We start from the raw sequence: 25,455 nt of genomic DNA on the forward strand, positions 1-25,455 counted from the left end.
CTGCGGGGCTCGCAAACCCGGCTCACTCCTCGCACTCACTGTGGAGCCTCCGTTCGCGACTGCGGGGCTCGCAAACCCGGCTCACTCCTCGCACTCACTGTGGAGCCTCCGTTCGCGACTGCGGGGCTCGCAAACCCGGCTCACTCCTCGCACTCACTGTGCAGAGCGCCTTCCTCGGGGAAGTGGCAGGCCGCCGCCGAGGTGCCGCCGTCACGGACGACGAGGGCGGGCTCCTCGGTCGCGCAGACGTCGCGCGCCTTCCAGCAGCGGGTCCGGAAGCGGCAGCCGGACGGCGGGTCGAGCGGGGTGGGCACGTCACCGGTGAGCCGGATCCGGCCGGCCCGGCCCAGCTTCGTCACGTCCGGCACGGCCGACAGCAACGCCCGGGTGTACGGGTGCCGGGGCCGCTCGTAGATCTCCGCGCGGTCGCCGATCTCCACGATCTTCCCCAGGTACATCACCGCCACCCGCTGCGAGAAGTGCCGCACCACCGCCAGGTCGTGCGCGATGAAGACGAAGGCGAGATCCAGCTCCCGTTGCAGGTCGCGGAGCAGGTTGACCACCTGGGCCTGGATCGAGACATCCAGTGCGGAGACGGGCTCGTCGGCCACGATCAGCTTCGGACGCAGGGCGAGCGCCCGGGCTATCCCGATGCGCTGCCGCTGGCCGCCGGAGAACTCGTGCGGATAGCGGTTGTAGTGCTCCGGGTTCAGTCCGACCAGTTCCAGCAGCTCGCGTACCCGCCGCTGCACCCCGCCCGGCGGGGAGATCCCGTTCACCCGCAGCGGCATCGCCACGATCCGCCCGACCGTGTGCCGGGGGTTCAGCGAGGCGTACGGGTCCTGGAAGATGATCTGCAGGTCCTGGCGCAGCGGCCGCAACGCACCACGGCGGGCGTGGGTGATGTCGCGGCCCTCGAAGACGATCCGCCCGTCCGTCGGCTCCAGCAGCCGGACCAGCAGCCGACCCGTGGTCGTCTTGCCGCAGCCCGACTCCCCCACCAGCCCGAGCGTCTCCCCGGGGCGGACCTCGAAGTCCAGCCCGTCGACGGCCCGCACCGCGCCGCCGCCCCGGAAGCCGCGCCGTACCGGAAAGTGCTTGGTCAGGCCGGTCACCGCGAGCAGCGGCTCGCCAGCGGGCCGGGCCGGTCGCGACGCGGCCTGCGCGCCGTCGAGGCGTTCCTCCACCGTCATCGGGCCACCCCCACCCGGACGATCTCGTCGGCGTAGCGGCGGCGCCGCTCAACCTCCGGCAGGTGGCAGGCGACCAGGTGCCCGGCCTCGGTCACCGGGGCCAGCTCGGGCACCTCGGTGTACGAACGGTCGCCGTTGCCACCCGCGTAGCGGCAGCGGGGGTGGAAGGCGCAGCCGGCGGGCAGGTTGATCAGGCTCGGCGGGTTGCCCCGGATCGGGATCAGGTCCACGTCCGCCTCGCCGTGCAGGGAGGGCACGCTGGACAGCAACCCCCAGGTGTACGGGTGCTGCGGCCGGCGCAGCACCTGCTCGACGCTGCCGTGCTCGACGGCCCGGCCGGCGTACATCACCAGGACCTCGTCGGCGACCTGGCTGACCACGCCGAGGTCGTGCGTGATCAGGATGATCGCCGAGTTGAACTCGGCCTGCAGGTCGGCGAGCAGGTCGAGGATCTGCGCCTGCACGGTGACGTCGAGCGCCGTGGTCGGCTCGTCGGCGATGAGCAGGTCGGGGTTGTTCACCAGGGACATCGCGATCATCGCCCGCTGTCGCATGCCGCCGGAGAACTCGTGTGGGTACTGGTCCACCCGGCGCGCCGGCTGCGGGATGCCGACCCGGTCGAGCATCTCGATCGCCCGTCGCCGGGCCGCCCGGCGCCCGGCCCGCGGCTGGTGCACCCGGTACGCCTCGGCGATCTGCCGCCCGACGGAGTAGTAGGGGTGCAGCGCGGAGAGCGGGTCCTGGAAGACCATCGCCATGTCCCGGCCACGCAACCGGCGGATCTCGGCGTCGGCCAGCCCGACGATGTTCCGCCCGCCGACCTGGATCTCACCGGTGATCTCGGTACGCCGTGGGTCGTGCAGGCCGAGCACGGCCAGGCTGGTGACGCTCTTGCCCGAGCCGGACTCGCCCACGATGCCGAGGGTGCGTCCCCGCTCGACGTCGAACGAGACGCCGTCGACCGCGCGCACCACGCCGTCCTCGGTCCGGAATCGCACCCGCAGGTCTCGGACCCGCAGGTAGGGACCGGTCGTCGGTGTCGGTGCCGGTGTGCCCACGACCGCCCCTCTCCGTGCGCCGATGCGGGTTTTCGCTGTTCACGCGCTCGGGTACCGGCGACCGGCGCTCGGTGCGACGCGTGAAGAGAAACTTACAACAGAGTGCGGGGACTGAAAATAAGCTACAGGTGCCGATCTGCCAGCCCGGCGTGCCGGGGAGGTCGGACGGCACTCCCCGGCCCCTATTCAATGCCCCCGCTGGGGATCTGTCGACCCCCGCCCCGACGACCACGACCGGTCCGACATGGATCGTACGTGTCGGCGGATCATGCGAAACCGACGCCGGCCGGGATGGAGGCAGCCCGGCCGAGACAGCGGCGACGACGAGCCGCCGGATGCACTACCACGTCACCGCCCGGATCCGAGCCGGTGACGGCGGAAATCCGGCCCGAGAGCCTGCTACCCGGGCGCTGAACCGCTTCCCTCGCATAGGCTCGTTCCATGATCGGGTGCCGGTCGGCATCCGATCGGCGTCCCGGACGACCCGGTCCGTCGGGGACGGACGCCACGAGCGCAGCGAGGAGACGCCGATGGCCGAGTTCGACGTCGCGACGGCGGCGGTGCAGGCGGCCCTCGACGCCGGGGCCCGCTACGCCGACGCCCGGGTGATGCACCGGCGCTACGAGTCGATGTCCGCCCGCAACGGGGAGATCGAGGGGCTGGTCCAGGACGAGAGCGCCGGCCTCGGGGTCCGCGCCCTGGTCGGCTCCGGATGGGGCTTCTACGCCGTACCCGAGTTGACCGGGCCGGCGGCGCGGGCGGCCGGTGAGCGGGCCGCGCGGATCGCCGCCGCCAGCGGCCGGGTGGCCGGTCCCGGCAACAACCTCGTACCCGTCCCGGCCAGCACCGGATCGTGGAGTTCCCGCTGCGACCGGGATCCGCTCTCGGTGCCGCTGGCCGACAAGGGCGACCTGCTGGTCCGGGCCACCGCGACGTCCCGGGAGCACGGCGCCGACCAGGCCGAGGGGCTCTACCAGATCTGGGACACCCGCAAGTGGTTCGTCTCCAGCGAGGGGCACCGCATCGACCAGCACATCCGGGAGTGCGGCGCGGGCATCTCGGCCACGGTGATCGGCGACGGCGAGACCCAGCGGCGCTCCTACCCCAGCTACCGGGGCCAGTACGGCACCCAGGGCTGGGAGCTGGTCGACTCGCTCGACCTCACCGCGCACGCCGGGCGGATCGCGGAGGAGGCCCGCGAGCTGAGCCGCGCGCCGCTCTGCCCGGCCGGGGAGACCACCCTGATCCTCGGCGGCGAGCAGCTCGCGCTCCAGATCCACGAGTCGGTCGGGCACGCCATCGAGCTGGACCGGATCCTCGGCTGGGAGGCCGCCTTCGCCGGCACCTCCTGGCTCGACCTGGACCAGTTCGGCGCGCTGCGCTACGGCTCCGAGCTGATGAACATCACCATCGACCCGACCATCCCGGGCGCGCTCGGCAGCTTCGGCTACGACGACGAGGGCACCCCGGCGGCGAAGCGCGACGCGGTGCGCGAGGGGCGCTGGGTGGGTGCGCTGGCCGGGCGGGACTCGGCCGCGGTGGCCGGCCTGGACTACGCCGGCAGCGTCCGGGCCGACGGCTGGGCGCGGCTGCCGATGGTACGGATGACGAACGTCGGCCTGGAGCCCGGACCGCACACACTGGACGAGATCATCGCCGCGACCGACAACGGCGTGCTGATGGAGACCAACCGCTCCTGGTCGATCGACGACAAGCGGCTCAACTTCCAGTTCGGCTGCGAGATCGGCTGGGAGGTCAGGAACGGTCGCCGGGGCCGGATGCTGCGCAACCCGACCTACACCGGGATCGGCCCGCTCTTCTGGCGCTCGATGGACATGCTCTCCTCGGAGATCGTCTCCTGGGGGACGCCGAACTGCGGCAAGGGTCAACCAGGGCAGACCGGCCACACCGGACATCCGGCGGCGCCCGCCCGGTTCACCGGGGTACGGGTCGGAGTACGCGGGTGAACCTGCGCGGTCCGGTCCGGACCTCGGCCCGCGAAGCGCTCCGGAGTGGAGGATGAGCACGGTGAAGTCCCAACTCGACGTCGCCGGCCAGGTGGTCGACCTGGTCCGGGAGCTGGCCGGCCCGGCCGCCCAGGCCGAGGTCACCGCGGAGCACACCGAGTCGGCGCTGACCCGGTTCGCCAACTCGTACATCCACCAGAACGTCGCCGACGCGACCACCACGGTACGGCTGCGGCTGCACCTCGACGGGCGGACCGCCGAGGGTTCCACCACGGTCGTCGGCGACGAGGGGCTGCGCGGGCTGGTGGAGCGCACCGTGACCGCGGCCCGGCACTGCCCCCCGGACCCGGCCTGGCCGGGGCTGACCGCCCCGACCCCGCTGGCCGGCACCGGCAACTGGGACGAGCAGACCGCCGCCGCCAGCCCGGCGGAACGGGCCGAACGGGTCCGGGAGTTCGTCGACGCGGCCGGTGGTCTGGAGGCGGCCGGCTACTGCCGCACCGGGCGCCGGGAGGGCGCCTTTGCCAACACCGCCGGGCAGGCCGTGACCGGCCGGAGCACCGAGGCGGCCATGGACGGGATCGCCCGCTGCGGCGGTGCGGACGGGGTGGCCCGGCTGGCGTCCGTCCGGCTGGCGGAGATCGCCGGCGGGGTGCTCGGGGCCCGGGCGTCGGTGAAGGCCCGCGCCGGGGTGGCCCCGGTGGAGCTGCCGCCCGGACGCTACGAGGTGGTGCTGGAGCCGACCGCCGTGGCCGACCTGCTGCAGAACTTCTCGATGTTCGGTTTCAACGGCAAGGCGTACATCGAGCGGCGGTCCTTCGCGGTGCCGGGGGCGGAGCAGTTCGATCCGGCGGTCACGCTGGTGGACGACCCGGCGGCCACCCCGGCGTTGCCGTACGACGCGGAGGGCACGCCCCGGGCCCGGGTACCCCTGGTCGAGCGGGGCGTCACCGCCACGGTGGCACACGACCGGCGTACCGCCGCCGCGGCCGGCACCGCCTCGACCGGGCACGCGATGCCCGGCGGCGCCTCGGCCGGAGCGCTGCCGCTCCACGTCGGACTCCTGCCGGCCGCCCGTGCGGGAGCGCCCCCGGCCACCGAGGTGTCCGGCCCGATCGTCGACTCGGACACCGCCGAACTGGTCGCCGGGGTACGCCGGGGGTTGCTCGTCACCGACCTCTGGTACACCCGGGTGCTCGACCCGATGAGCCTGGTCGTCACCGGGCTCACCCGCAACGGTGTGTGGTTGATCGAGGACGGCGAGGCGACCACCGCGGTCCAGAACCTCCGCTTCACCCAGTCGTACCCGCAGGCCCTCGCCCCGGGTGGGGTGCTCGGGGTCGGCCGGCACGCCGTACTGCAGCCGGTCAACTTCGTCTCGGCGTGGTGGTCCGCGCCCGCACTGCGGTTGACCTCGTGGAACTTCACCGGCGGCGCGTCCGGCTGACCGGCACCGGGTATGCCGGGCCGGGACAACGGTGCTTGACTGTGCGGCGTGACGGACGACGCGAGCACCCCGACCGCGGACGACGGGACCGGGATCGGCCGGTACGGCGCCACCGGCTCCCCCGTCGGCGAGCCCGACCGACCGCCGCTGGCCACCGGGACGCCCGACCCGGCACCGGCCGAACCCGGCCCGTCCGGCCCGGTGAACCGGCGTCGACGACGGCTGACCATCGCCGCGATCGCGGGGGCGGCCGTGTTCGTCCTGCTGGTCTGCGGCTGCTTCGGCGCGCTCGCCGCCACCTTCGGCAAGCTGGCCCGCGAGGCCGACCACGGCCGTCAGGTGCACGCGCGGGCCGAATCCGCCTGCGCCGACCTGGAGAAGCGGCTCAACCGGCTGACCCCGCCCGGGGCGACGGTCAACCCGGGGCAGCGGGCGGCGGCGATCCGGAACGAGAACGCCGCCCTGCGACCGTTCCTGTCCGAAATCGACCGCCTGCCCGGCCAGTGGCGGGACGAGGACGACGACGAGGACGCCAGCCGCCGGGACGACGGCTGGCGGCAGCTCCTCGACGCGCGTACCAGCTTCGCCGACGCCCTGGACCGGCAGGTCACCAACGGCGAGCCGGCCTTCTTCCTCGCGCCGCAGGACCGGGACGGCCGACCGATGCTGGACCGGTTGCAGCGCGGACCCGAGGCGTGCGCCGCCGCCGCCCGGCGCCTCGCCGCCCCCGACCTCTGACACTCCGCCGCATCCGGCCCACGCCGGCACCCGGTCGCGGCGAGTGAGGTTCTGCACAACCGTGCCCGGATCGGGCGGCGGGACTTTCGTAACCGGCGGAAAACCCGCGAGACTCCCTTGCGCGTGTGCCCGTCAACGTGCGGCGTAACGTGTGCACCGACGCGGACGCAGGTAGCGCGGCTGCGGGGTTCCCCCTGCCCCCGCGCGCCCCGTCGGAACACCATCAGTGCCCGTCAGCCAGACCGGGCCCCGTCAGGGAGACATAGATGACTACGAGGACGGCCCCGCCTCCGGCCGGACTGCCGGGGAGCGTGCGGCAGCGCGCGGCAATCGCGGCGAAAACCCTGCGTACCGACCGTTGGTGGTTCGCTCCGCTGATCACGGTGGTCGGGCTCGGCGCGTGGGTCACCTACGCCACGGTGCGGGTGTTCATGCACAAGTGGTACTGGGTCGACGAGTTCCACTACCTGACCCCGTTCTACTCACCGTGCGTCACCGAACGCTGCATCCCCGAGGCAGCGCACTTCGGCCGGGTACTGCCCGGCTGGTGGATCATCCCGGACGCGGCGCTGACCCTGCCGTTCCTGCTGCTGTTCCGGCTGACCTGCTACTACTACCGCAAGGCCTACTACCGGTCCTTCTGGCTCTCGCCGCCGGCCTGTGCCGTGCCGGACGGGCACAAGACCTACACCGGGGAGACCCGCTTCCCGCTGCTCGGCCAGAACCTGCACCGGTACACCTTCTACGCGGCCTCGATCATCGCGCTGATCAACACCTGGGACGCGGTCCTCGCCTTCCACAGTCCCAAGGGCTTCGGCTTCGGCCTGGGCAACCTGGTCCTGCTCACCAACGTGGTGATGCTCTGGGCGTACACGCTCTCCTGCCACTCCTGCCGGCACATCGCCGGCGGCCGGTTGAAGCACTTCTCCAAGCACCCGGTCCGGTACCGCTTCTGGACCGTCGTCTCGAAGCTGAATGTGCGGCACATGCAGCTCGCCTGGATCACCCTCGGCACCCTGGCGGTGGCGGACTTCTACGTCATGGCGCTCTCCGCCAACTGGTTCGACGACCTGCGGTTCATCAACTAAAGGGCCTCTGACATGACTACCCGAATCGAACGACACCACTACGACGTCGTCGTCATCGGTGCCGGCGGTGCCGGCCTGCGGGCGGCGATCGAGGCCCGGCTCGCCGGCAAGCGGACCGCGATCATTTCGAAGTCGCTGTTCGGCAAGGCCCACACGGTGATGGCCGAGGGCGGCGCCGCCGCCGCGATGGGGAACGTGAACAGCCGGGACAACTGGCAGGTCCACTTCCGGGACACCATGCGGGGTGGCAAGTTCCTCAACAACTTCCGGATGGCGGAGCTGCACGCCAAGGAGTCGCCGGAGCGGATCTGGGAGCTGGAGACGTACGGGGCGCTCTTCGACCGTACCGGCGACGGGAAGATCTCCCAGCGCAACTTCGGGGGCCACGAGTACCCGCGGCTGGCGCACGTCGGCGACCGGACCGGGCTGGAGCTGATCCGCACCCTGCAACAGAAGATCGTCTCGTTGCAGCAGGAGGACAAGCGGGAGTACGGCGACTACGACGCCCGGATCAAGGTCTTCGCGGAGACCACGATCACCGAGCTGATGCTCGACGGCGACCGGATCGCCGGAGCGTTCGGCTACTACCGCGAGTCCGGCGAGTTCGTCCTCTTCGAGGCGCCGGCCGTGGTGCTCGCCACCGGTGGCGTCGGCCGGTCGTACAAGGTGACCTCGAACTCCTGGGAGTACAGCGGCGACGGGCACGCGCTGGCGCTGCGGGCCGGGGCGACGCTGATCAACATGGAGTTCCTCCAGTTTCACCCGACCGGCATGGTCTGGCCGCCGTCGGTGAAGGGCATCCTGGTCACCGAGTCGGTCCGCGGTGACGGCGGCGTGCTGAAGAACTCCGACGGCAAGCGGTTCATGTTCGACTACGTCCCCGACGTCTTCCGCAAGCAGTACGCGGAGACCGAGGAGGAGGCGGACCGCTGGTACACCGACCCGGACAACAACCGGCGCCCACCGGAGCTGCTCCCCCGCGACGAGGTCGCCCGGGCCATCAACTCCGAGGTCAAGGCCGGTCGGGGTACGCCGGCGGGCGGCGTCTACCTGGACATCGCCAGCCGGCTGCCGGCCGACGAGATCCGGCGCCGGCTCCCCTCGATGTACCACCAGTTCAAGGAGCTTGCGGACGTCGACATCACGGCCGAGCCGATGGAGGTCGGCCCGACCTGCCACTACGTGATGGGTGGTGTGGAGGTCGACCCCGACAGCGGGGCCGCGGCCGGGCACGTGCGCGGGCTGTACGCCGCCGGTGAGGTCTCCGGCGGCATGCACGGCTCCAACCGGCTCGGCGGCAACTCCCTGTCCGACCTGCTGGTCTTCGGCCGGCGCGCCGGCGGGTACGCGTCGACGTACGCCGAGGGGCTGGACGCCCGGCCGAAGGTGTCGGCGGCGGACGTGGAGGCGGCGGTGGACCGGGCGCTCGCCCCGCTGGAGCGGGACGGCGGCGAGAGCCCGTACACGTTGCAGCAGGACCTGCAGGCCGTGATGGGCGATCTGGTCGGGATCATCCGGCGCAAGGGTGAGCTGGAGGACGCGCTGGTCCGGCTCGCCGACCTGCGCGACCGGGTGACCCGGGTCGGCGCCGCCGGTGGCCGGCGGTACAACCCGGGTTGGCACCTCGCCCTGGACCTGCGCAACATGCTGGTGGTCTCGGAGTGCACCGCGCGGGCGGCGCTGGAGCGGGAGGAGTCGCGCGGCGGGCACACCCGGGAGGACTTCCCGGCCATGGCGCCGAAGTGGCGCACGCTCAACCTGGTCTGTTCGCTGGACGGCGACAAGGTACGGCTGGAGCACAAGCCGCTGCCGAAGATGCGCGCCGAGCTGATCCGGCTCTTCGACCGGGGCGAGCTGTCGAAGTACCTGACCGACGAGGAGCTGTCCGACTTCGACGCGCTCGCCGGAGACGCGCTCGCCGGAGACGCACTCGCCACAGACGCCCGCACCACGGACGCGCACGCTGAGGAGGCGGCCAAGTAATGGGCAAGCAGAACGCGCCGGATGGGACCGGCAAGGCCGGCGGTACCCGTCACTTCCGGGTGTGGCGCGGCGACGAGACCGGTGGCGACCTGACGGACTACCAGGTCGAGGTCAACGAGGGCGAGGTCGTCCTCGACGTCATCCACCGGTTGCAGGCGACCGAGGCGCCCGACCTGGCCTGCCGGTGGAACTGCAAGGCCGGCAAGTGCGGCTCCTGCTCGATGGAGATCAACGGCATGCCGCGGCTGGGCTGCATGACCCGGATGTCGACGTTCGAGGAGGCCGAGACGGTCACCATCGCCCCGCTCCGGACCTTCCCGATCATCCGGGACCTGGTCACCGACGTCTCGTACAACTACGAGAAGGCGCGGGAGACCCCGGCCTTCGCCCCGCCGGCGGAGCTCGCCCCCGGCGAGTACCGGATGCAGCAGGTCGACGTCGAGCGCTCACAGGAGTTCCGGAAGTGCATCGAGTGCTTCCTGTGCCAGAACACCTGCCACGTGGTGCGGGACCACGAGGAGAACAAGAAGGCCTTCGCCGGGCCGCGCTACTTCATCCGGGCGGCCGAGCTGGACATGCACCCGCTCGACGCGAAGAGTGACCGCAAGGAGTACGCCCAGGCGTCACAGGGGCTCGGCTACTGCAACATCACCAAGTGCTGCACAGAGGTCTGCCCCGAACACATCAAAATCACCGACAACGCGATCATCCCTATGAAGGAACGCGTCGTCGATCGCAGGTACGATCCTCTTGTGTGGCTCGGTAGCAAGATCTTCCGACGTGGGCAGGCCGAGGGCGAGCAGGGCGGCGCTCGGCGGGATCCCGACGAACTTGGTGAGGCGCACACGCATGCCGGCGCGTCCCACGAACCACAGGCGGAGGCGGAGGCCGACCGGGGTGTGCACTGGGGCCGGCAGGTGCCGCAGCCGCAGGGCCCGCCGGTGGACTCCCGCGGCCGGCTGCCGATCAGCGAGTTCACCTTCGACCGGGCCGCCGCGCCGTCGCCGTTCGGCGACGACGTGACCTTCCCACTGCCGAGCAGCGAGCTGAACTTCAGCCACCCGGACCAGCCGCGCTGATCTCGTACGCACGGTGGGGTCGCCGTCCGGCGACCCCACCGCCGCGTTCGGGCCCCTCGTCGGGTAGCCGCCTTCCGGTGCTCAGCCGTCGCGGGCGGCCCGGTCGGCCTCGGTGACCAGGACGGGGCGCAGGGCCGCGACGATCGGTTCGTCGGCGGGCAGCCAGGCGACGCTGTCCAGCTCGTCCGGGCTCAGCCAGCGCAGTTCGGAGTGCTCCAGCGGCTGCGGCTCGGTGTCCCCGACGAGCCGCGCGGCGTACACCTTGAGCACGGAGCGGCCGTGCCCCATCCGGACGTCCCGGCCGATCCGCTGGCCGACCTCGACCCGCACGGCGAGTTCCTCGGCGCACTCGCGCACCAGCGCGGCCACCTCGGTCTCCCCGGGTTCGACCTTGCCGCCCGGGAACTCCCACCGGCCGGCGACCTCCGGCGGACCGGTCCGGGAGCAGGCCAGGACCCGGCCCCGCGCGATGATCGCCGCCCCCACCACGACCCTCGGTCCCCGCTGTCCGCGATCGCCCATCGCCCCGGCCGGCTCGTCCCGGTCGTCACCGCTCGCCCATTCGGTCTGCACGGGCGTCCAGCGTGCCAGATCAATCGGCATTTCGGGTAGCGGAGCCGTCCCCACGGCCAATAGAAGACGGAGGGGTGGACGTGGACACACCAGCCGCTCAGCGACAGACTAGGGAACACCACCGAGACACGGGATGGCGACGATTTGGCCACGAGCCGGCAACGACGCCCGGGAGGTATGGGGATGCGTGCTCTCTGGCGTGGCCGGACGGACCACGACTACCTGAGCGACGCACTCACCCTACTGGGCGACTGGACCCGCGAGGGACAGCAGATCAAGCGGACTCTGGTACTCGACGACACGCAGCACGCCGCCCTCACCGAGCGGTTGAAGATCATCGCAGACGCGCTGCACCTGCGCCCCGGGATCCGGCGGCTCGACGGGCACACCCAGATCACGATCGGCCCACGGGACGGCAGCGAGATCACCGAGGGCGAGGTCACGCTGGCGGCCCGCATCGAGGACATCTACCGAGCGGTGACCAGCGCCCCCTGACCCACCGTCGGCGGGGCCGGCGCGGTGGCGCGGCCCGCCTAGTCTCGGATCATGGCAAACGTCACCTATGACCGCCGTGAGCAGTACCAGCAGATCCAGAGCGGGCTGCTCGACGGGGAGCAGGTCATCGCCGTCTACGACGCGGTCGGCGCGGGCACCGGGTTCATCGGCCTGACCGACCGCCGCGTGATCATCCAGGACAGGTCGTTCGTCGGCAAGAAGTACGCGATCACCAGCATCCCGTACTCGAAGATCACCAGTGTGAGCGTGGTCAGCAACAAGTCCTGGGGCGGTTCGTTCTTCTCCACCGGCGCGATCGCCATCCACGTCGGCACCCACACCTACGAGGTGGAGTTCCGGGGCGACCAGAAGAGCCACCACGTGCACAACGTCATCCTGCACTACATCTCGTGAACCTCACCCCGGACCGGGTGGGCAGACCCCTGGGGTCACGGGCGCCGTGACGTACGGGGCCGGGGGCGGCGCCGACGTCCACCGGTGGCGGCGACGCAGCGGGGACAGATGTGCCCCACCTCGTCCGCCTCGGTCAGCACGTCGGTCGCCGCGTACTCGAAGGCGACGTGCGGGAAGCGCCGCAACGCCGAGCGGCTCAGCGCCAGCCCGCAGAGGGTCTGGTTCTGCCCCTGTCGCCACGCGTGCACCTCGCCGCCCGGCTGGCGCGTCCCGGTGTCGTCCACCCACTCGCTGGAGGCGGCCACCGCCGCCGACGCGTTCCTGGTCATCTCCGGAGGCCGTCAGCCCCGTACCGGCGGGCCGCTCACCGCTGGTCCGCCTGGTCGCCCGCGTCCGTGCCCGGGTTCTCGGACTCCGCGTAGCCCTCCATCCGGGAGTCCGCCTCGTGTCCCTCCGGGTTGCCCGGCGGACGCTGGTTCGCGCGCATCTCGGTCTCCGTCATCGGCGCACCGCTCTGCTCCTCCGCCGCGCCGCGTTCCCCAGCCTGCCGATCGCCGCTCGTCATCGCGTACCCCTGTCCCTCGCCGCGTCCCGGTCCGGCGCGGTCGCGCCGGTGGCGGTGCGCTCGCCTCGCAACGGTGCGCTACCCGGATGGAGCCGAGCCAAACCGGACGGCTCGATCCCGCGGACGTGTCGCGGCATCCCGGCTACCGCGTCCGCGCGTCCGGGCCGCAGGTCCCGCATTCCTGATCGCGGTCGCCGGCCGACCAGAGGTAGACCACCTCCGCACCGGTCTGTCGGGCGAGCCGGTCGGCCAGCACCGCACCCCGCTCGTACCAGGCCGCCCGCTGCGCGGCGTCGGCCGGCTCGCCGCCGCCGTACTCGGCGTGCCGTTCCCACCACTGCCGCCAGGCGGTCAACGCCTCGGCGAGCTCGGCCGGGATGCCGAGACGTTTCGGCCGGGACATGCCGTCCCGCTCCCACACCGGGAAGGCGGAGTAGTCGGGGAAGAGGTCCAGCCGACGGCCGCCCGGCGGCCGGCCCTTCGGGCACCACCGGGCATGCCGCCGGAACTCCCGCCGCACGCCTACAGCCGTTTGCGCATCTGGACCGTGGTCGTCTCGAAGCCCATCTGCTCGTACAGCCTCCGGGCACCCTGGTTGAAGCCGAACACGCTCAGCCCGATCGACACCACACCCAGGTCCCGGCAGACCCGTTCGACGGCCTCCATGATCGCCCGACCGTGGCCCCTGCGCCGCAGCTCCTCGCGCACCTCGAAGTCGTAGCCGAAGGCGTGCAGCCCGTCCGACTTCCGCCGCAGATGCAGCCACACCATGCCGACCTCGACATCACCGGCGTACGCGGCCCAGAGGCGGTGCCCCTCCGTGCCCAGGCCGTCGGGAAGCAGCCGAGCGTAGTCGTCGTGCGCCTTCTGCCGGGCATCCGGCTCGGGCATCGCGCCGCTGGCGGCGATGCCCCGGGCGTAGTCGACCTCGGCGCTCTCCCGGTAGCGCCGGTACTGCTCCTCGGTCATGGGTTCGAGTGTGATCGTGTCCACGTACGTACCCTAGGCGCGCGGCTCACCCTGGAAGATCGTCGTGTCCGGGCTGCGCGGCGCTCAGACGTTGAAGCGAAACTCCACCACGTCGCCGTCGCGCATGACGTAGTCCTTGCCCTCGATCCGCACCTTGCCGGCGGACTTGGCGGCAGCCATCGACCCCGCCGCCACCAGGTCGTCGAACGAGACGACCTCGGCCTTGATGAAGCCCCGCTGGAAGTCGGTGTGGATCACCCCGGCCGCCTCCGGGGCGGTCGCCCCGACCGGAACGGTCCAGGCCCGGGTCTCCTTCGGCCCCGCGGTGAGGTACGTCTGCAGGCCCAGCGTGCGGAAGCCGATTCGGATCAGCTGGTCGAGCCCGGGTTCGGACTGCCCGATCGACTCCAGCAGCTCCCGGGCCTCCTCGGCCGGCAGGTCGGTCAGCTCCGACTCGACCTTCGCGTCCATGAAGACCGCCTCGGCCGGCGCCACCAGCGCGCGCAGCTCGTCCAGCAGCTCCGCGTTGGCGAGTTCCGCCTCGTCGACGTTGAAGACGTACAGGAACGGCTTGGTGGTCAGCAGGTGCAGCTCGCGCAGCTCGGCCACGTCGATGCCGGCGCGGGCCGCGCCCGCGTAGAGGGTGACCCCGGTGTCGAGCAGTTCGGCGGCCTTCTTCGCGGCCGTGACGGCGGCGGCCCGGTCCTTGCGGACCCTCGCCTCCTTCTCCAGCCGGGGCAGCGCCTTCTCCAGGGTCTGCAGGTCGGCGAGGATCAGCTCGGTGTTGATCGTCTCGATGTCGTCGCCCGGTGACACCTTGCCGTCGACGTGCACCACGTTCGGGTCGGAGAAGACCCGGACCACCTGGCAGATCGCGGCGGCGTCGCGGATGTTGGCGAGGAACGCGTTGCCCCGGCCCTGCCCCTTCGACGCGCCCCGAACCAGGCCGGCGATGTCGACGAACGAGACCGGCGCCGGCATGATCTTCTGCGAGTCGTGGATCTCGGCGAGCTTGGCCAACCGCTCGTCCGGCAGGCCGACCACGCCGACGTTGGGCTCGATGGTGGCGAACGGGTAGTTGGCCGCGAGGACGTCGTTCTTGGTCAGCGCGTTGAACAGCGTGCTCTTGCCGACGTTGGGCAGGCCGACGATGCCGATGGTCAGTGAAGTCATGCGAACGCGACCGCTCTCTCTCGTTGCCCTGCGCCTGCGTGTCGGCGCGCCGGCCGGCCTCCGCCGGCCCGGCCACCCGCCGAGTCTACGAGGTGCCCCGGGGCACCGGCCGAACGGAGGAACACGGCCAGGTCCGATTTCCGCGAGTCAACGCCACCGCGAGGCGGCACTATTGCGGCATGGACCTGGACTTCGAGCGGTGCTACCGGGCCGTCGACAGCCGCGACCAGCGCTTCGACGGCTGGTTCTACACCGGCGTCACCACCACCGGCATCTACTGCCGGCCGTCCTGTCCGGCGACGACCCCGAAGCGGGAGAACGTCCGGTTCTTCCCCTCCGCCGCTGCCGCGCAGCGCGCCGGCCTGCGCGCCTGCCGGCGGTGCCGGCCGGACGCCGTACCCGGCTCGCCGGACTGGGACATCCGGGCCGACGTGGTCGGGCGGGCGATGCGGCTGATCGGCGACGGGGTGGTGGACCGGGAGGGCATCCCGGGTCTGGCCGCCCGGGTCGGCTACACCGAACGGCACCTGCACCGGATGCTCGTCGCCGAGGTGGGCGCCGGTCCGTTGGCGCTGGCCCGCGCCCAGCGGGCACAGACCGCGCGGATCCTGGTCGAGACGACCGAACTCGGCCTGGCCGAGATCGCCTTCGCGGCCGGCTTCGGCAGCGTGCGGCAGTTCAACGACACGATCCGCGAGGTGTACGCGGTCGCCCCCTCCGACCTGCGGACCGCCGCCCGCGCTCGCGCGGCCCGGGCCGGCTCCGGCGCACCGGGCGCGCTCACCCTGCGGCTGGCGTACCGGCCGCCGCTGCACGCCGGGGCGTTGCTCGACTTCCTCGCCCTGCGCGCGGTGCCCGGGGTGGAGGAGGTCGACGCCGGGTCGTACCACCGGGGGCTGCGCCTGCCGCACGGCCCGGCGGAGGTCACCCTGACGCCCACGCCCGGGTACGTCACGGCCACGCTGCGGCTGACCGACGTGCGGGACCTGGCCCCGGCGGTGGCCCGGTGCCGCCGGCTGCTCGACCTGGACGCCGACCCGGAGGCCGTGGACGCGACGCTCGCCGCCGACCCGGCACTCGCCGCCGCCGTCGCGAAGGAGCCCGGGGTACGGGTGCCGCGCGCGGTCGACGGCTTCGAGATGGTGGTCCGGGCGATCGTCGGCCAGCAGGTCTCCGTGGCGGGTGCCCGCACCCTGCTGGCCCGCCTCGTCACCGCCGGTCCCGTCGACCATGCGGCCGGCGCGGACGCCGACGGCACCCCGGTCGGTCGCGGGTTGCGACCGTTTCCGTCGGCCGAGGAGGTGCTGGCGCTGCCGGACTCCGCGTTCGGCATGCCGGCGGCGCGGCGGGCGAGCATCCGGGCGGTCGCCGCCGAGGTCGCCGCCGGCCGGCTCGACCTCGATCCGGGCGCCGACCGGGCGGAACTGGCCCGCCGGCTCACCGCCCTGCCCGGAATCGGGCCGTGGACCGCCGGCTACGTCGCGATGCGCGGCGTCGGAGACCCGGACACCTTCCTCGGCACCGATCTCGGGGTACGGCAGGGCGCCGCGGCGCTCGGCCTCCCCGACGACCCGAAGACCCTCGACGCGTACGCCGGCCGGTGGCGGCCCTGGCGCTCGTACGCGGTGATCAGATTGTGGAGAGCGGAATGACCGAGACACACGCCAGCACCATGCGGACCCCGGCGGGACCGTTGACGATCCTGGCCGGCCCGGACGGGGCGGTCCACGCGGCCGGGTTCACCCCCGACGCCGAGGCGCTGCTCGGGCTCGTACACCCCCGGTTGCGGGCACCGGTGCGGACCCGGGCCGACCTCGGACCGGTGACCGCCGCCGTACGCTCCTATCTGGACGGTGACCTCGCGGCGATCGACGGGGTGCCGGTCGAGCAGCACACCGACGGCGCCTTCATGGCACACGCCTGGCGGACGCTGCGACAGGTCAAGCCCGGCGAACCCGTCACCTACACCGGTTACGCCGAACTGGCCGGCCGGCCCCGGGCGATCCGGGCCGCGGCGGCGGCCTGTGCCCGCAACGCCGCCGCGCTCTTCGTCCCCTGCCACCGGGTACTGCGCACCGACGGCGGCCTCGGCGGCTACCGGTGGGGACTGCCGGTCAAGACCTGGCTGCTGGAGCACGAGCGGCGCCAGCTCGGCGAGTGACGGACCGGTAGCCGGTGGCGGGTCGGTAGCTGACAGCAACACGACTCAACCACCGCCGCCGGTTGCCGTACCGTCGGAAGATGCCCCCGGATCGTGACGACGAGCCCGCGGTCCGGGCCGGCCGGCCCTTCCGGCCGTACCGCGCACGCCCGTCCCGCGCCCGGTTGCCGCGCAATCTCTGGCGGTTGCGCCGGTACGTACGCCCGTACACCTGGCACCTGGTCTGGCTGCTGCTCGCGGCGTTCGCGGCGACCGGGGCCGGCATCGCCGTACCGCTGGTGGTGCGGCAGGTGGTGGACGGGCCGATCGCACACCGCGACCCCGACGGCCTGCTCCGGCTCGGCGCGCTGGCGCTGGTGCTCGGGATCGCGGAGGCGCTGCTCATCTTCGTCCGGCGCTGGGCACAGTCCTCCTCGGCGGTCGGGATGGAGGCCGCCATCCGGGACGAGCTCTACGCCCACCTGCAACGGCTGCACATCGGCTTCCACGACCGGTGGCAGTCCGGCCAACTGCTCTCCCGGGTGACCAGCGACCTCTCGGTGATCCGGCGGTTCCTCTCCTTCGGGCTGATCTTCCTCGTCGTCAACATCACCACCTACGTCACCGTGGTCGCGCTGCTGATCGCGCTGCACTGGCCGCTCGGCCTGCTGGTCGCCGCGAGCGCGGTCCCGCTGTTCGTGGTGAGTCGCCGCTTCACCCGCGCCTACCTGCGGGCCGCCCGGCGCCTGCAGGACGAGCAGGGCGACCTGGCCACCCTGATCGAGGAGTCGGCGCAGGGCCTGCGCACGATCAAGGCGTTCGGGCGGCGGCCGGAGATGCGGCACCGGTTCGCCGGCGGCACCCGCCAGCTGCACGACACCGCGATCGGCAAGGCCCGGCTGCTGGCCCGTACCTCGGCCCAGTTCGACCTGGTGCCCAACCTGACCCTCGGCGTGGTGCTGGTCGCCGGTACGGTCGCCGTCGCGCACGGCGGGCTGACCATCGGCGAGCTGGTCGCCTTCGTCACCCTGCAACTGATGCTGATCTGGCCGATCGAATCGCTCGGCTGGATCATCGCCAACGGTCAGGAGGCGATCAGCGCCAGCGACCGGATACACGAGGTGCTGGACACCCGTCCCGCCGTCGTCGACCGGCCCGACGCGGTGTCGCTGCCGCTCCCGGGCGGCACCGGCACCGCCGTGGTCCTCCAGGACGTGTGGTTCGGCTATCCGGGCGGCGCACCGGTGCTGCGCGGCGTCGACCTCAGCGTCCGCCCCGGCGAGACCCTGGCCGTGGTGGGCGCGACCGGGTCCGGGAAGACCACCCTGCTGTCGCTGGTACCGAGGCTGCACGACGTCACCGCCGGCCGGGTCACCCTGGACGGGCGGGACGTCCGCGACATCCGGCTCGACTCGCTGCGCCGGACGGTCGGCGTCGCGTTCGAGGACCCCACCCTCTTCTCCATGTCGGTCTGGGAGAACCTCACCCTGGGCCGGCCGGACGCGGACGAGGCGGAGGTCCTGGCCGCGCTCGGGGTCGCCCAGGCCGACTTCGTGCACGACCTGCCGTGGGGGCTGGCCACCCGGATCGGGGAACAGGGGCTGTCGCTCTCCGGTGGTCAGCGGCAGCGGCTGGCGCTGGCCCGCGCCGTACTGGGCCGGCCGGGGGTGCTGGTCCTCGACGACCCGCTCTCCGCACTCGACGTGCACACCGAGGCGCTGGTGGAGGAGGCGCTCGCCCGGGTGCTGCGCGACACCACCGCCCTGCTCGTGGTGCACCGGCCGTCGACCATCGCGCTCGCCGACCGAGTGGCGCTGCTCGCCGACGGTCGGATCGCGGCCGTCGGCACCCACTCCGAACTGCTGGCCGGCGTACCGGCGTACCGGTCGATGCTGGCCGCCGACGCCGGCCACAGCGACGACGTCGGGCTCGTCCGCTCGTGACGGCCGGCCAGCCCACCCCAGGGGCGGCGCCCGGCGGGCCACCCGGCACGCCCGCCGCCGGGGCCGACGTGACCGACTGGCGCGGCATCGCGGCCGAGGCGGACGCGGACCGCACCGCGGCGGAGGCGGACAGCGCGCCCGCCATCGCCCGGCTCCGGGCCCGCAGCCGGACACTGCTCGGCTCGCTGGTACGCCCGCACCGGCGGCTCGTCGGCGTCGCCGTGGCGCTGCTGCTGGTGCAGAACGCGGCCGGAATGGCCGGCCCGTACCTGGTGATGCTCGGCATCGACCGGGCCATCACGCCCCTGCGCGGCGGTGACCCGGGACCGCTCACCGCCGTCGCCGGGGCGTTCGCGCTGGCCGCCGCCGCCGAGTACGCCGGCAAGCGCGGCTTCCTCAACCTCTCCGCGCGGATCGGCCAGGCCATCCTGCTCGACCTGCGCCGCCGGGTGTACGACCACTTCCTGCGGCTCTCGGTCGGCTTCCACGAGCGGTACACCTCGGGCCGGCTGGTCGCCCGGCTGACCAGCGACATGGACTCGATCGCCGAACTGGTCGACGGCGGCATCGACGACCTGGTCCTGGCCGGGCTCTCCATCGTCTCGGTCGCCGGGGTCCTGCTCTGGCTGGACCCGCCCCTGGCCGTGGTCACCCTGTTCGCGTTCCCGTTCCTGCTCTGGCTGTCCCGCTGGTTCGCCCGCGCCTCCGCGCACGCGTACCGGCGCACCCGGGAGGCGGTCGCGCTGGTGATCGTCCACTTCGTCGAGTCGCTGGGCGGGATCCGGGCGGTCCAGGCGTTCCGCCGCGAGCCGCGCAACCAGCAGATCTTCACCGCGGTCAACGACGACTACCGGCGGGCCAACCTGCGGGCGTTCCGGCTGATCGCCGTCTACTCCCCGGCGATCAAACTGACCGGCAACGTGACGATCGCGGTCGTGTTGACGTACGGCGGCAGCCGGGTGCTGCACGGCGAGGTGGAGATCGGGGTACTCGCCGCCTTTCTGCTCTACCTGCGCCGGTTCTTCGAGCCGATGCAGGAGCTGAGCCAGTTCTACAACTCCCTCCAGTCCGCCACCGCCGCCCTGGAGAAGCTGGCCGGGGTGCTCGACGAGCGACCGGCGGTGCCGGAGCCGGCCCACCCCCGGCCGTTGCCGTCCGGGCCGGTACGCGGCGCGGTCGAGTTCCGGGCGGTCAGCTTCGGGTACCGGGCGGGCACCCCGATCCTGCCCGAGCTGAGCCTGCGGATCCCGGCCGGCCAGACCGTGGCGCTGGTCGGGGCGACCGGAGCCGGCAAGTCGACGGTGGCCAAGCTGGTGGCCCGGTTCTACGACCCGACGGGCGGCACCGTCAGCCTGGACGGGATCGACCTGCGCGAGGTGGCCGACGCCGACCTGCGCCGCGCGGTGGTGATGGTGACCCAGGAGAACCACCTCTTCTCCGGATCGGTCGCCGACAACATCCGGTTCGGCCGGCCCGGGGCGCCGGACGCGGAGGTCGAGGCCGCCGCCCGGGCCATCGGCGCGCACGACTTCATCGCGGCCCTGCCCGAGGGGTACGCCACCGACGTGCACCGGCGCGGCGGCCGGCTCTCCGCCGGGCAACGTCAGCTCGTCGCGTTCGCCCGGGCGTTCCTCGCCGACCCGGCGGTGCTGATCCTCGACGAGGCCACCTCGTCGCTGGACGTGCCGAGCGAGCGGCTGGTCCAGCGGGCGCTGCGGACCGTCCTGGCCGAGCGGACCGCGATCGTCATCGCGCACCGCCTCTCCACCGTGGAGATCGCCGACCGGGTCCTGGTGCTGGACGCCGGGCGGATCGTCGAGGACGGAGCCCCGGCCGCACTGATCACCGGGGGCGGCCGGTACGCCGCCCTGCACCAGCAGTGGCGCGACTCCCTGGTGTAACGGGTGTAAGGAAGGGCCCCTTCCTATCGCTTTCTGTAGAGGAAGGGCCCCCTCCTAACACCTCGGCCCGGCCGCCCGCCCCGCTGTGGAAAACCCGGCCAGCCGGCCACCGGGCTGGGCGTACCATCGGCCAATGACCGACCCGGATCGTTCCCAGCGCGGTGTCCCCGAGCGGCCGAGCCTGGACGGGCTGGCCGAGAAGTGGGCGGACCGCTGGCAGGCGGAGGGCACCTACGCGTTCGACCGGTCGAAGAGCCGGTCGGACGTGTACGCCATCGACACCCCGCCGCCGACCGTGTCGGGCGAACTGCACATGGGGCACGTCTTCTCGTACACCCACACCGACACGGTGGCCCGGTTCCAGCGGATGCGCGGCCGGACGGTCTTCTACCCAATGGGCTGGGACGACAACGGGCTGCCCACCGAGCGCCGGGTGCAGAACGTCTACGGGGTGACGTGCGACCCGAGCCTGCCGTACGACCCGGAGTGGCAGCCGCCGCAGGCGCCGGTCGGCGAGGCCGCCCGCAAGCGGCCGGTGGCGATCTCGCGGCGCAACTTCGTGGAGCTCTGTGCCCGGCTGACCGCCGAGGACGAGCAGGTCTTCGAGGCGCTGTGGCGGCGGCTCGGGCTGTCGGTGGACTGGTCGCTGACGTACACCACGATCGGTCCGGCGGCCCGGGGCACCGCGCAGCGGGCCTTCCTGCGCAACCTGGCCCGGGGCGAGGCGTACACGGCCGAGGCGCCGGCGCTCTGGGATGTGGGTTTCGGCACCGCGGTGGCGCAGGCCGAGCTGGAGGACCGGGAGCGGCCGGGTGCGTACCACCGGCTCCGGTTCGAGGTGGTGGCTGCCGGTCCGGGCAGCGCCGGCACCCCGCCCGCCGCCGGCCCGGACCGGGAGGAACGGTACGTCCACATCGAGACCACCCGGCCGGAGCTGCTGCCCGCCTGCGTGGCACTGGTCTGCCACCCGGACGACGAGCGCTACGCCGACCTGGTCGGCGGCACCGTCCGGACGCCGCTGTTCGGCGCCGAGGTGACGGTGTACGCGCATCCGCTCGCCGACCCGGCCAAGGGCACCGGACTGGTGATGGTCTGCACCTTCGGCGACCTGGCCGACGTGACCTGGTGGCGGGAGCTGCGGCTGCCAACCCGGGTGGTGATCGGCCGGGACGGACGGCTGCTCCCCGATCCTCCAGCGGGCCTCGACCCGGCCCCGTACGCCGAACTGGCCGGCCGGTTCGTCACCGCGGCCCGGCGCCGGATCGTGGAGCTGTTGACGGCCTCCGGAGACCTGGTCGGCGAGCCGACCCCGGTCACCCATCCGGTGAAGTTCTACGAGCGGGGCGACAGCCCGCTGGAGATCATCTCGACCCGGCAGTGGTATCTGCGCAACGGCGGGCGGGACGCGGAGCTGCGCGCCGACCTGCTGGCCCGGGGGCGGGAGCTGAACTGGGTGCCGGCGCACATGTGGCACCGCTACGAGCACTGGGTGACCGGCCTCACCGGAGACTGGCTGATCAGCCGCCAGCGCTACTTCGGGGTGCCGTTCCCGGTCTGGTACCGGCTCGACGACGTTGGCGAGCCGGACTACGCCCAGCCTCTCACGCCGGACGAGGCCCTGCTGCCCGTTGACCCGACCTCGGAGGTGCCGGCCGGCTACACCGAGTCGCAGCGCGGCCAGCCGGGCGGTTTCATCGCGGACCCGGACGTCATGGACACCTGGGCGACGTCGTCGCTGACGCCGCAGATCGTCGGCGGCTGGGAGCGGGATCCGGACCTCTTCGCCCGGGTTTTCCCGATGGACCTGCGTCCGCAGGGACAGGAGATCATCCGTACCTGGCTCTTCTCGACCCTGGTCCGCGCGCACCTGGAACAGGGCGTGCTGCCCTGGCGGGACGCGGTGCTCTCCGGCTGGATCCTCGATCCGGACCGCAGGAAGATGTCCAAGTCCAAGGGAAACGTCCTCACCCCGATGGGGTTGCTGGCGGAGCACGGGCCGGACGCGGTGCGGTACTGGGCGGCCAACGGCCGCCCCGGCACCGACCTGGCCTTCGACCCGGGTCAGATCCGGGTGGGCCGCCGGCTGGCCACCAAACTGCTCAACGCGTCGAAGTTCGCCCTCGGCCTCGGCGCCGCCGACGCCCTGCGGGCGCCGGTCGCCGAGCCGCTGGACCGCTCGATGCTCGCCGGACTCTCCACCGTGGTCGCCACCGCCACCGCCGCCTTCGACCGGTACGACCACACCGACGCGCTCCAGGCCGCCGAGGCGTTCTTCTGGACGTTCTGCGACGACTACATCGAGTTGGTGAAGGAACGCGCCTACGGCACGGGGGCCGGGGCGGAGTCGGCCCGGGCGGCGCTGGCCACCGCGCTCTCGGTGCAGCTGCGGCTCTTCGCCCCGTTCCTGCCGTACGTGACCGAGGAGGTCTGGTCCTGGTGGCGGTACGGCTCGGTGCACCGCTCGCCGTGGCCGACGACGTACGAGGTCGCCCGGGTGGCCGCCGACGGTGACCCGGCGCTGCTGGCGCTGGCCGGCGCGGCGCTGACCCAGGTGCGCCGGGCCAAGTCGGAACGGAAACTGTCGATGCGCACCGAGGTCCCGCTCGCCGAGGCGCTCGGCCCGGCGGCGATGCTGGAGCAGCTCGCCCTCATCGCCGGCGACCTGCGGGCGGCGGGCCGGATCGGCAAGCTCGACTTCCTCCCGGACCGCACCCCGGAGCTGGTCATCGCCTGCGCGGTCTGAACCGGGGCTCCGGCGGCCCCCCGGTCGCTCAGTCCCGGGCGGGGCTCCAGCCGGCGGCGGCGAACCGGCCGGCGTCCGGACCCTCGCCGTGGAAGAGCAGTCCGCTCGCGCCGGCCACCAACACCCGGTCGACGTAGACGCCCCGGCCCCGGGCACTGGCGTCGGTGGTGTAGCTCCAGCGCAGTGCGGTGGCGCCGGCCGGCAGTTGCGCGTACGCCTGCCACCAGCGCCGCCCGCCGTAGCCGGTGACCTCGCCGTCGGCGGTCCAGCTGCGGCCGGGCCCGAAGAGCGTCACCTCGACCGGTGCCCAGTTCGCGCCCCCGTCGACGGAGGCCTCGAAGCGCAGCACGTCGTACCGGGGCTCGGTGTCGTACCAGAGGTGGAAGCTGGCGAATCCGCGGTCGGCCGGGCGGCGCAGCGGCGCGGTCAGGGTGACGCTGCCGCCGTCGCGGTCGTCGGCCCGCCAGGCGGTGCCACCCAGCGGCGGCCGGACCGGGGTCGCGTACGCCAGGTCGCGGGCGAGCGCCCGCCGGGCGACGGTGTTGGTGCCCCAGGCCCGGTCCGGGTGCACCCGGTTGGCGAGCAGGATCAGGAACGTGTGCGTCAGGGGGTCGATCACGATCGAGGTGCCGGTGAACCCGGTGTGCCCGAAGGTCACGGGCGAGGCGAGCGGTCCCATGTACGAGTGCTTGTTCAGCTCGAAGCCGAGCCCCCGGTCGCTGTCCGGATGGCGGCTCTCCAGCGCGGCGTTGTAGTTGACCAGCATCGTCCGCACGGTGGATTCCCGCAGGATCCGCGCGCCCCGGTACTCACCGCCGTTCAGCAGCATCTGGCAGAAGATCGCCAGGTCGCCGGCGGTGGAGAAGAGCCCGGCGTGTCCGGCCACCCCGTCCAGCGACCATGCGTTCTCGTCGTGCACCTCGCCCCAGACCATGCCCCGCCCCGCGTACGGCTGGTATTCGGTGGCCGCGATCCGGGGACGGAGCGCGGCCGACGGGTTGTAGCCGGTGTCCGCCATCCGCAGCGGCCCGGTCACCTCGGCGGCCACGAGCTGGTCCAGCGGTCGACCGGTCAGCCGTTCCAGCAGTACGCCGAGGGCGATCAGCCCGAGGTCGGAGTAGACGTACTGGTTGCCCGGACTGGCCCCGGCGGCGAACGGGGTGGCCAGCGCCGCCGCCCGCCGCTGCGCCGGCGTCGGATAACTACTCCACAGTGGAGCGAACGCGGGCAGCCCGGCGGTGTGGGTCAGCAGCATCCGTACGGTGACCGCCTCCTTGCCACCCGCCGCGAACTCGGGCAGGTAGCGGACCACCGGCGCGTCCAGGTCGATCCGGCCCCGCTCGACCTGCCGCAGCGCCACCACGGCGGTGAAGAGCTTGGAGATGGAGGCGAGGTCGAAGATGGTGTCGGGGCGCATCGGGATCTGCTGCTCGGCCGGCAACTCGACGCCGACCCGCTCGGGGGCCGGCCCGACCGCGCCGTACTTCACCGCCGTGCCGACCGCGTCGTGCCGGACGACCACCCCGTCCTTCGCGGCGAGCAGCACCGCCCCGGCGTACGTCGGATAGTTCGGATGGTCCGGCGTCGGCGCCAGGTACGCCTCGGCGTCGGCCCGGAGCCGGTCCACGTACTCGGGAAGCAGCCCCACCTCCCGGGCGGTGCCGGCGCGCAGGATGCGCCGTTCGAACCGGATGTCGCCCGGGTCGACCGTCGGCGGCCCGGTCAGCCAGGCGGCCCGCGCCCCGACGGGGCGTTCGTCGCCGGCCCCGGGGCGGGCGGCGTCGGGTGCGGCGGCGGCCGGGTGGCCGGGCGCCAGCGCCGCGACCAGGAGCACCGCGCTGACCGCACCGCCGACGGCACTTCGGGAAATCCTCGGACCGGGCATCGCCGCACCTTCCTGCCAGCTGTCGCACCAGCATGAAGCTTTCCTACGTCATATTCAAGAACAGAGAAGTTTCTTGCCAGATGCCGCTTCAGGGACTAATT

General features: G+C 72.8%; 21 protein-coding genes and 2 pseudogenes. 14 read left to right on the plus strand and 9 right to left on the minus strand.

The window, feature by feature from the left end:
- Positions 1–140: 140 nt before the first annotated feature.
- Both ACQEUR_RS14710 and ACQEUR_RS14715 read right to left on the minus strand, forming a co-directional pair.
- On the minus strand, positions 141–1,193 hold the full coding sequence (locus ACQEUR_RS14710; protein ID WP_433030503.1) for an ABC transporter ATP-binding protein: 1,053 nt from the start codon (positions 1,191–1,193) through the stop codon (positions 141–143).
- The gene (locus tag ACQEUR_RS14715) at positions 1,190–2,251 is read right to left on the minus strand and encodes an ABC transporter ATP-binding protein (RefSeq protein WP_433030505.1); all 1,062 of its coding nucleotides are present in this window, start codon (positions 2,249–2,251) and stop codon (positions 1,190–1,192) included. The genes ACQEUR_RS14710 and ACQEUR_RS14715 overlap by 4 nt, the downstream gene beginning before the upstream one ends.
- Before the next feature lie 530 nt (positions 2,252–2,781).
- Here ACQEUR_RS14715 and ACQEUR_RS14720 point away from each other — a divergent pair.
- The 7 genes and pseudogenes from ACQEUR_RS14720 to ACQEUR_RS14750 all read left to right on the plus strand — a co-directional run.
- Positions 2,782–4,218, plus strand: a complete 1,437-nt coding sequence (locus ACQEUR_RS14720; protein ID WP_433030507.1) for a TldD/PmbA family protein — start codon at positions 2,782–2,784, stop codon at positions 4,216–4,218.
- Positions 4,219–4,270: 52 nt separating this feature from the next.
- Positions 4,271–5,665, plus strand: coding sequence for a TldD/PmbA family protein (locus ACQEUR_RS14725; RefSeq protein ID WP_433030509.1), 1,395 nt, complete (start codon positions 4,271–4,273; stop codon positions 5,663–5,665).
- Between the two features lie 48 nt (positions 5,666–5,713).
- Complete coding sequence (locus tag ACQEUR_RS14730) at positions 5,714–6,403, plus strand: hypothetical protein (protein ID WP_433030511.1); 690 nt, start codon at positions 5,714–5,716, stop codon at positions 6,401–6,403.
- A gap of 266 nt (positions 6,404–6,669) precedes the next feature.
- Positions 6,670–7,491: a hypothetical protein gene (locus ACQEUR_RS14735; protein ID WP_433030513.1), complete on the plus strand. Its 822-nt coding sequence runs from the start codon at positions 6,670–6,672 to the stop codon at positions 7,489–7,491.
- 12 nt (positions 7,492–7,503) lie between these two features.
- Positions 7,504–9,474 carry a fumarate reductase/succinate dehydrogenase flavoprotein subunit gene (locus ACQEUR_RS14740; protein WP_433030515.1) on the plus strand — a complete coding sequence of 657 codons (1,971 nt, stop codon included), beginning with the start codon at positions 7,504–7,506 and terminating at the stop codon, positions 9,472–9,474.
- A pseudogene (locus ACQEUR_RS14745) lies at positions 9,474–10,262 on the plus strand (succinate dehydrogenase/fumarate reductase iron-sulfur subunit); the annotation flags it as partial. The gene ACQEUR_RS14740 and the pseudogene ACQEUR_RS14745, both read left to right, overlap by 1 nt.
- A 54-nt stretch (positions 10,263–10,316) precedes the next feature.
- Positions 10,317–10,553 (plus strand): annotated as a pseudogene (locus tag ACQEUR_RS14750) (succinate dehydrogenase/fumarate reductase iron-sulfur subunit); the annotation flags it as partial.
- Positions 10,554–10,634: 81 nt separating this feature from the next.
- Here the strand turns inward: ACQEUR_RS14750 and ACQEUR_RS14755 are convergent.
- Positions 10,635–11,075, minus strand: a complete 441-nt coding sequence (locus tag ACQEUR_RS14755) for a (deoxy)nucleoside triphosphate pyrophosphohydrolase (protein WP_433031014.1) — start codon at positions 11,073–11,075, stop codon at positions 10,635–10,637.
- 234 nt (positions 11,076–11,309) lie between these two features.
- Here ACQEUR_RS14755 and ACQEUR_RS14760 point away from each other — a divergent pair, with 234 nt between their 5' ends.
- Positions 11,310–11,621: a 4a-hydroxytetrahydrobiopterin dehydratase gene (locus ACQEUR_RS14760; RefSeq protein ID WP_433030517.1), complete on the plus strand. Its 312-nt coding sequence runs from the start codon at positions 11,310–11,312 to the stop codon at positions 11,619–11,621.
- 51 nt (positions 11,622–11,672) lie between these two features.
- The gene (locus tag ACQEUR_RS14765; RefSeq protein ID WP_433030519.1) at positions 11,673–12,035 is read left to right on the plus strand and encodes a PH domain-containing protein; all 363 of its coding nucleotides are present in this window, start codon (positions 11,673–11,675) and stop codon (positions 12,033–12,035) included.
- A 35-nt stretch (positions 12,036–12,070) separates the two neighbouring features.
- Here the strand turns inward: ACQEUR_RS14765 and ACQEUR_RS14770 are convergent, their stop codons facing one another.
- From ACQEUR_RS14770 to ychF, 5 genes are all read right to left on the minus strand, one after another.
- Positions 12,071–12,364: a hypothetical protein gene (locus ACQEUR_RS14770; RefSeq protein ID WP_433030521.1), complete on the minus strand. Its 294-nt coding sequence runs from the start codon at positions 12,362–12,364 to the stop codon at positions 12,071–12,073.
- A gap of 35 nt (positions 12,365–12,399) precedes the next feature.
- A complete protein-coding gene (locus tag ACQEUR_RS14775; protein WP_433030523.1) occupies positions 12,400–12,600 on the minus strand; it encodes a hypothetical protein in 201 nt (66 codons plus the stop codon).
- Between the two features lie 142 nt (positions 12,601–12,742).
- Entirely contained in the window at positions 12,743–13,120 is a 378-nt protein-coding gene (locus ACQEUR_RS14780) for a hypothetical protein (RefSeq protein WP_433030525.1), read from the minus strand.
- Positions 13,121–13,122: 2 nt separating this feature from the next.
- Positions 13,123–13,593, minus strand: coding sequence for a GNAT family N-acetyltransferase (locus tag ACQEUR_RS14785; protein WP_433030527.1), 471 nt, complete (start codon positions 13,591–13,593; stop codon positions 13,123–13,125).
- 60 nt (positions 13,594–13,653) lie between these two features.
- A complete protein-coding gene (gene ychF, locus ACQEUR_RS14790; RefSeq protein WP_433030529.1) occupies positions 13,654–14,742 on the minus strand; it encodes a redox-regulated ATPase YchF in 1,089 nt (362 codons plus the stop codon).
- A 179-nt stretch (positions 14,743–14,921) separates the two neighbouring features.
- On the opposite strand from ychF, the gene ACQEUR_RS14795 reads away from it, so the two are divergent.
- The 5 genes from ACQEUR_RS14795 to valS all read left to right on the plus strand — a co-directional run bounded on the left by ACQEUR_RS14795 (position 14,922) and on the right by valS (position 23,469).
- Positions 14,922–16,394, plus strand: coding sequence for an AlkA N-terminal domain-containing protein (locus ACQEUR_RS14795; RefSeq protein WP_433030531.1), 1,473 nt, complete (start codon positions 14,922–14,924; stop codon positions 16,392–16,394).
- Positions 16,391–16,903, plus strand: a complete 513-nt coding sequence (locus tag ACQEUR_RS14800) for a methylated-DNA--[protein]-cysteine S-methyltransferase (RefSeq protein ID WP_433030533.1) — start codon at positions 16,391–16,393, stop codon at positions 16,901–16,903. The genes ACQEUR_RS14795 and ACQEUR_RS14800 overlap by 4 nt, the downstream gene beginning before the upstream one ends.
- Before the next feature lie 80 nt (positions 16,904–16,983).
- Entirely contained in the window at positions 16,984–18,825 is a 1,842-nt protein-coding gene (locus ACQEUR_RS14805; RefSeq protein WP_433030535.1) for an ABC transporter ATP-binding protein, read from the plus strand.
- Between the two features lie 68 nt (positions 18,826–18,893).
- Entirely contained in the window at positions 18,894–20,726 is a 1,833-nt protein-coding gene (locus tag ACQEUR_RS14810) for an ABC transporter ATP-binding protein (protein WP_433031017.1), read from the plus strand.
- Positions 20,727–20,859: 133 nt separating this feature from the next.
- Positions 20,860–23,469 (plus strand): valine--tRNA ligase, encoded by a 2,610-nt coding sequence (valS, locus tag ACQEUR_RS14815; protein WP_433030537.1) that lies wholly within the window; start codon positions 20,860–20,862, stop codon positions 23,467–23,469.
- A gap of 28 nt (positions 23,470–23,497) precedes the next feature.
- On the opposite strand, the gene ACQEUR_RS14820 is transcribed toward valS, so the two are convergent.
- A complete protein-coding gene (locus ACQEUR_RS14820) occupies positions 23,498–25,354 on the minus strand; it encodes a serine hydrolase (RefSeq protein WP_433030539.1) in 1,857 nt (618 codons plus the stop codon).
- Positions 25,355–25,455 lie beyond the last annotated feature (101 nt).

Origin of the sequence: Plantactinospora sp. CA-290183, from assembly GCF_050936375.1 — a bacterium.
Classification (GTDB): Bacteria; Actinomycetota; Actinomycetes; order Mycobacteriales; family Micromonosporaceae; genus Plantactinospora.

What these genes read in the sequence shown, in the direction of transcription:
- ACQEUR_RS14710 (WP_433030503.1), bottom strand. Translation starts at nt 1,193, where the DNA reads ATGACGGTGGAGGAACGCCTCGACGGCGCGCAGGCCGCGTCGCGACCG.
- ACQEUR_RS14720 (WP_433030507.1), top strand. Translation starts at nt 2,782, where the DNA reads ATGGCCGAGTTCGACGTCGCGACGGCGGCGGTGCAGGCGGCCCTCGAC.
- ACQEUR_RS14725 (WP_433030509.1), top strand. Translation starts at nt 4,271, where the DNA reads ATGAGCACGGTGAAGTCCCAACTCGACGTCGCCGGCCAGGTGGTCGAC.
- ACQEUR_RS14735 (WP_433030513.1), top strand. Translation starts at nt 6,670, where the DNA reads ATGACTACGAGGACGGCCCCGCCTCCGGCCGGACTGCCGGGGAGCGTG.
- ACQEUR_RS14740 (WP_433030515.1), top strand. Translation starts at nt 7,504, where the DNA reads ATGACTACCCGAATCGAACGACACCACTACGACGTCGTCGTCATCGGT.
- ACQEUR_RS14755 (WP_433031014.1), bottom strand. Translation starts at nt 11,075, where the DNA reads ATGGGCGATCGCGGACAGCGGGGACCGAGGGTCGTGGTGGGGGCGGCG.
- ACQEUR_RS14760 (WP_433030517.1), top strand. Translation starts at nt 11,310, where the DNA reads ATGCGTGCTCTCTGGCGTGGCCGGACGGACCACGACTACCTGAGCGAC.
- ACQEUR_RS14765 (WP_433030519.1), top strand. Translation starts at nt 11,673, where the DNA reads ATGGCAAACGTCACCTATGACCGCCGTGAGCAGTACCAGCAGATCCAG.
- ACQEUR_RS14770 (WP_433030521.1), bottom strand. Translation starts at nt 12,364, where the DNA reads ATGACCAGGAACGCGTCGGCGGCGGTGGCCGCCTCCAGCGAGTGGGTG.
- ACQEUR_RS14775 (WP_433030523.1), bottom strand. Translation starts at nt 12,600, where the DNA reads ATGACGAGCGGCGATCGGCAGGCTGGGGAACGCGGCGCGGCGGAGGAG.
- ychF (WP_433030529.1), bottom strand. Translation starts at nt 14,742, where the DNA reads ATGACTTCACTGACCATCGGCATCGTCGGCCTGCCCAACGTCGGCAAG.
- ACQEUR_RS14795 (WP_433030531.1), top strand. Translation starts at nt 14,922, where the DNA reads ATGGACCTGGACTTCGAGCGGTGCTACCGGGCCGTCGACAGCCGCGAC.
- ACQEUR_RS14800 (WP_433030533.1), top strand. Translation starts at nt 16,391, where the DNA reads ATGACCGAGACACACGCCAGCACCATGCGGACCCCGGCGGGACCGTTG.
- ACQEUR_RS14805 (WP_433030535.1), top strand. Translation starts at nt 16,984, where the DNA reads ATGCCCCCGGATCGTGACGACGAGCCCGCGGTCCGGGCCGGCCGGCCC.
- valS (WP_433030537.1), top strand. Translation starts at nt 20,860, where the DNA reads ATGACCGACCCGGATCGTTCCCAGCGCGGTGTCCCCGAGCGGCCGAGC.
- ACQEUR_RS14820 (WP_433030539.1), bottom strand. Translation starts at nt 25,354, where the DNA reads ATGCCCGGTCCGAGGATTTCCCGAAGTGCCGTCGGCGGTGCGGTCAGC.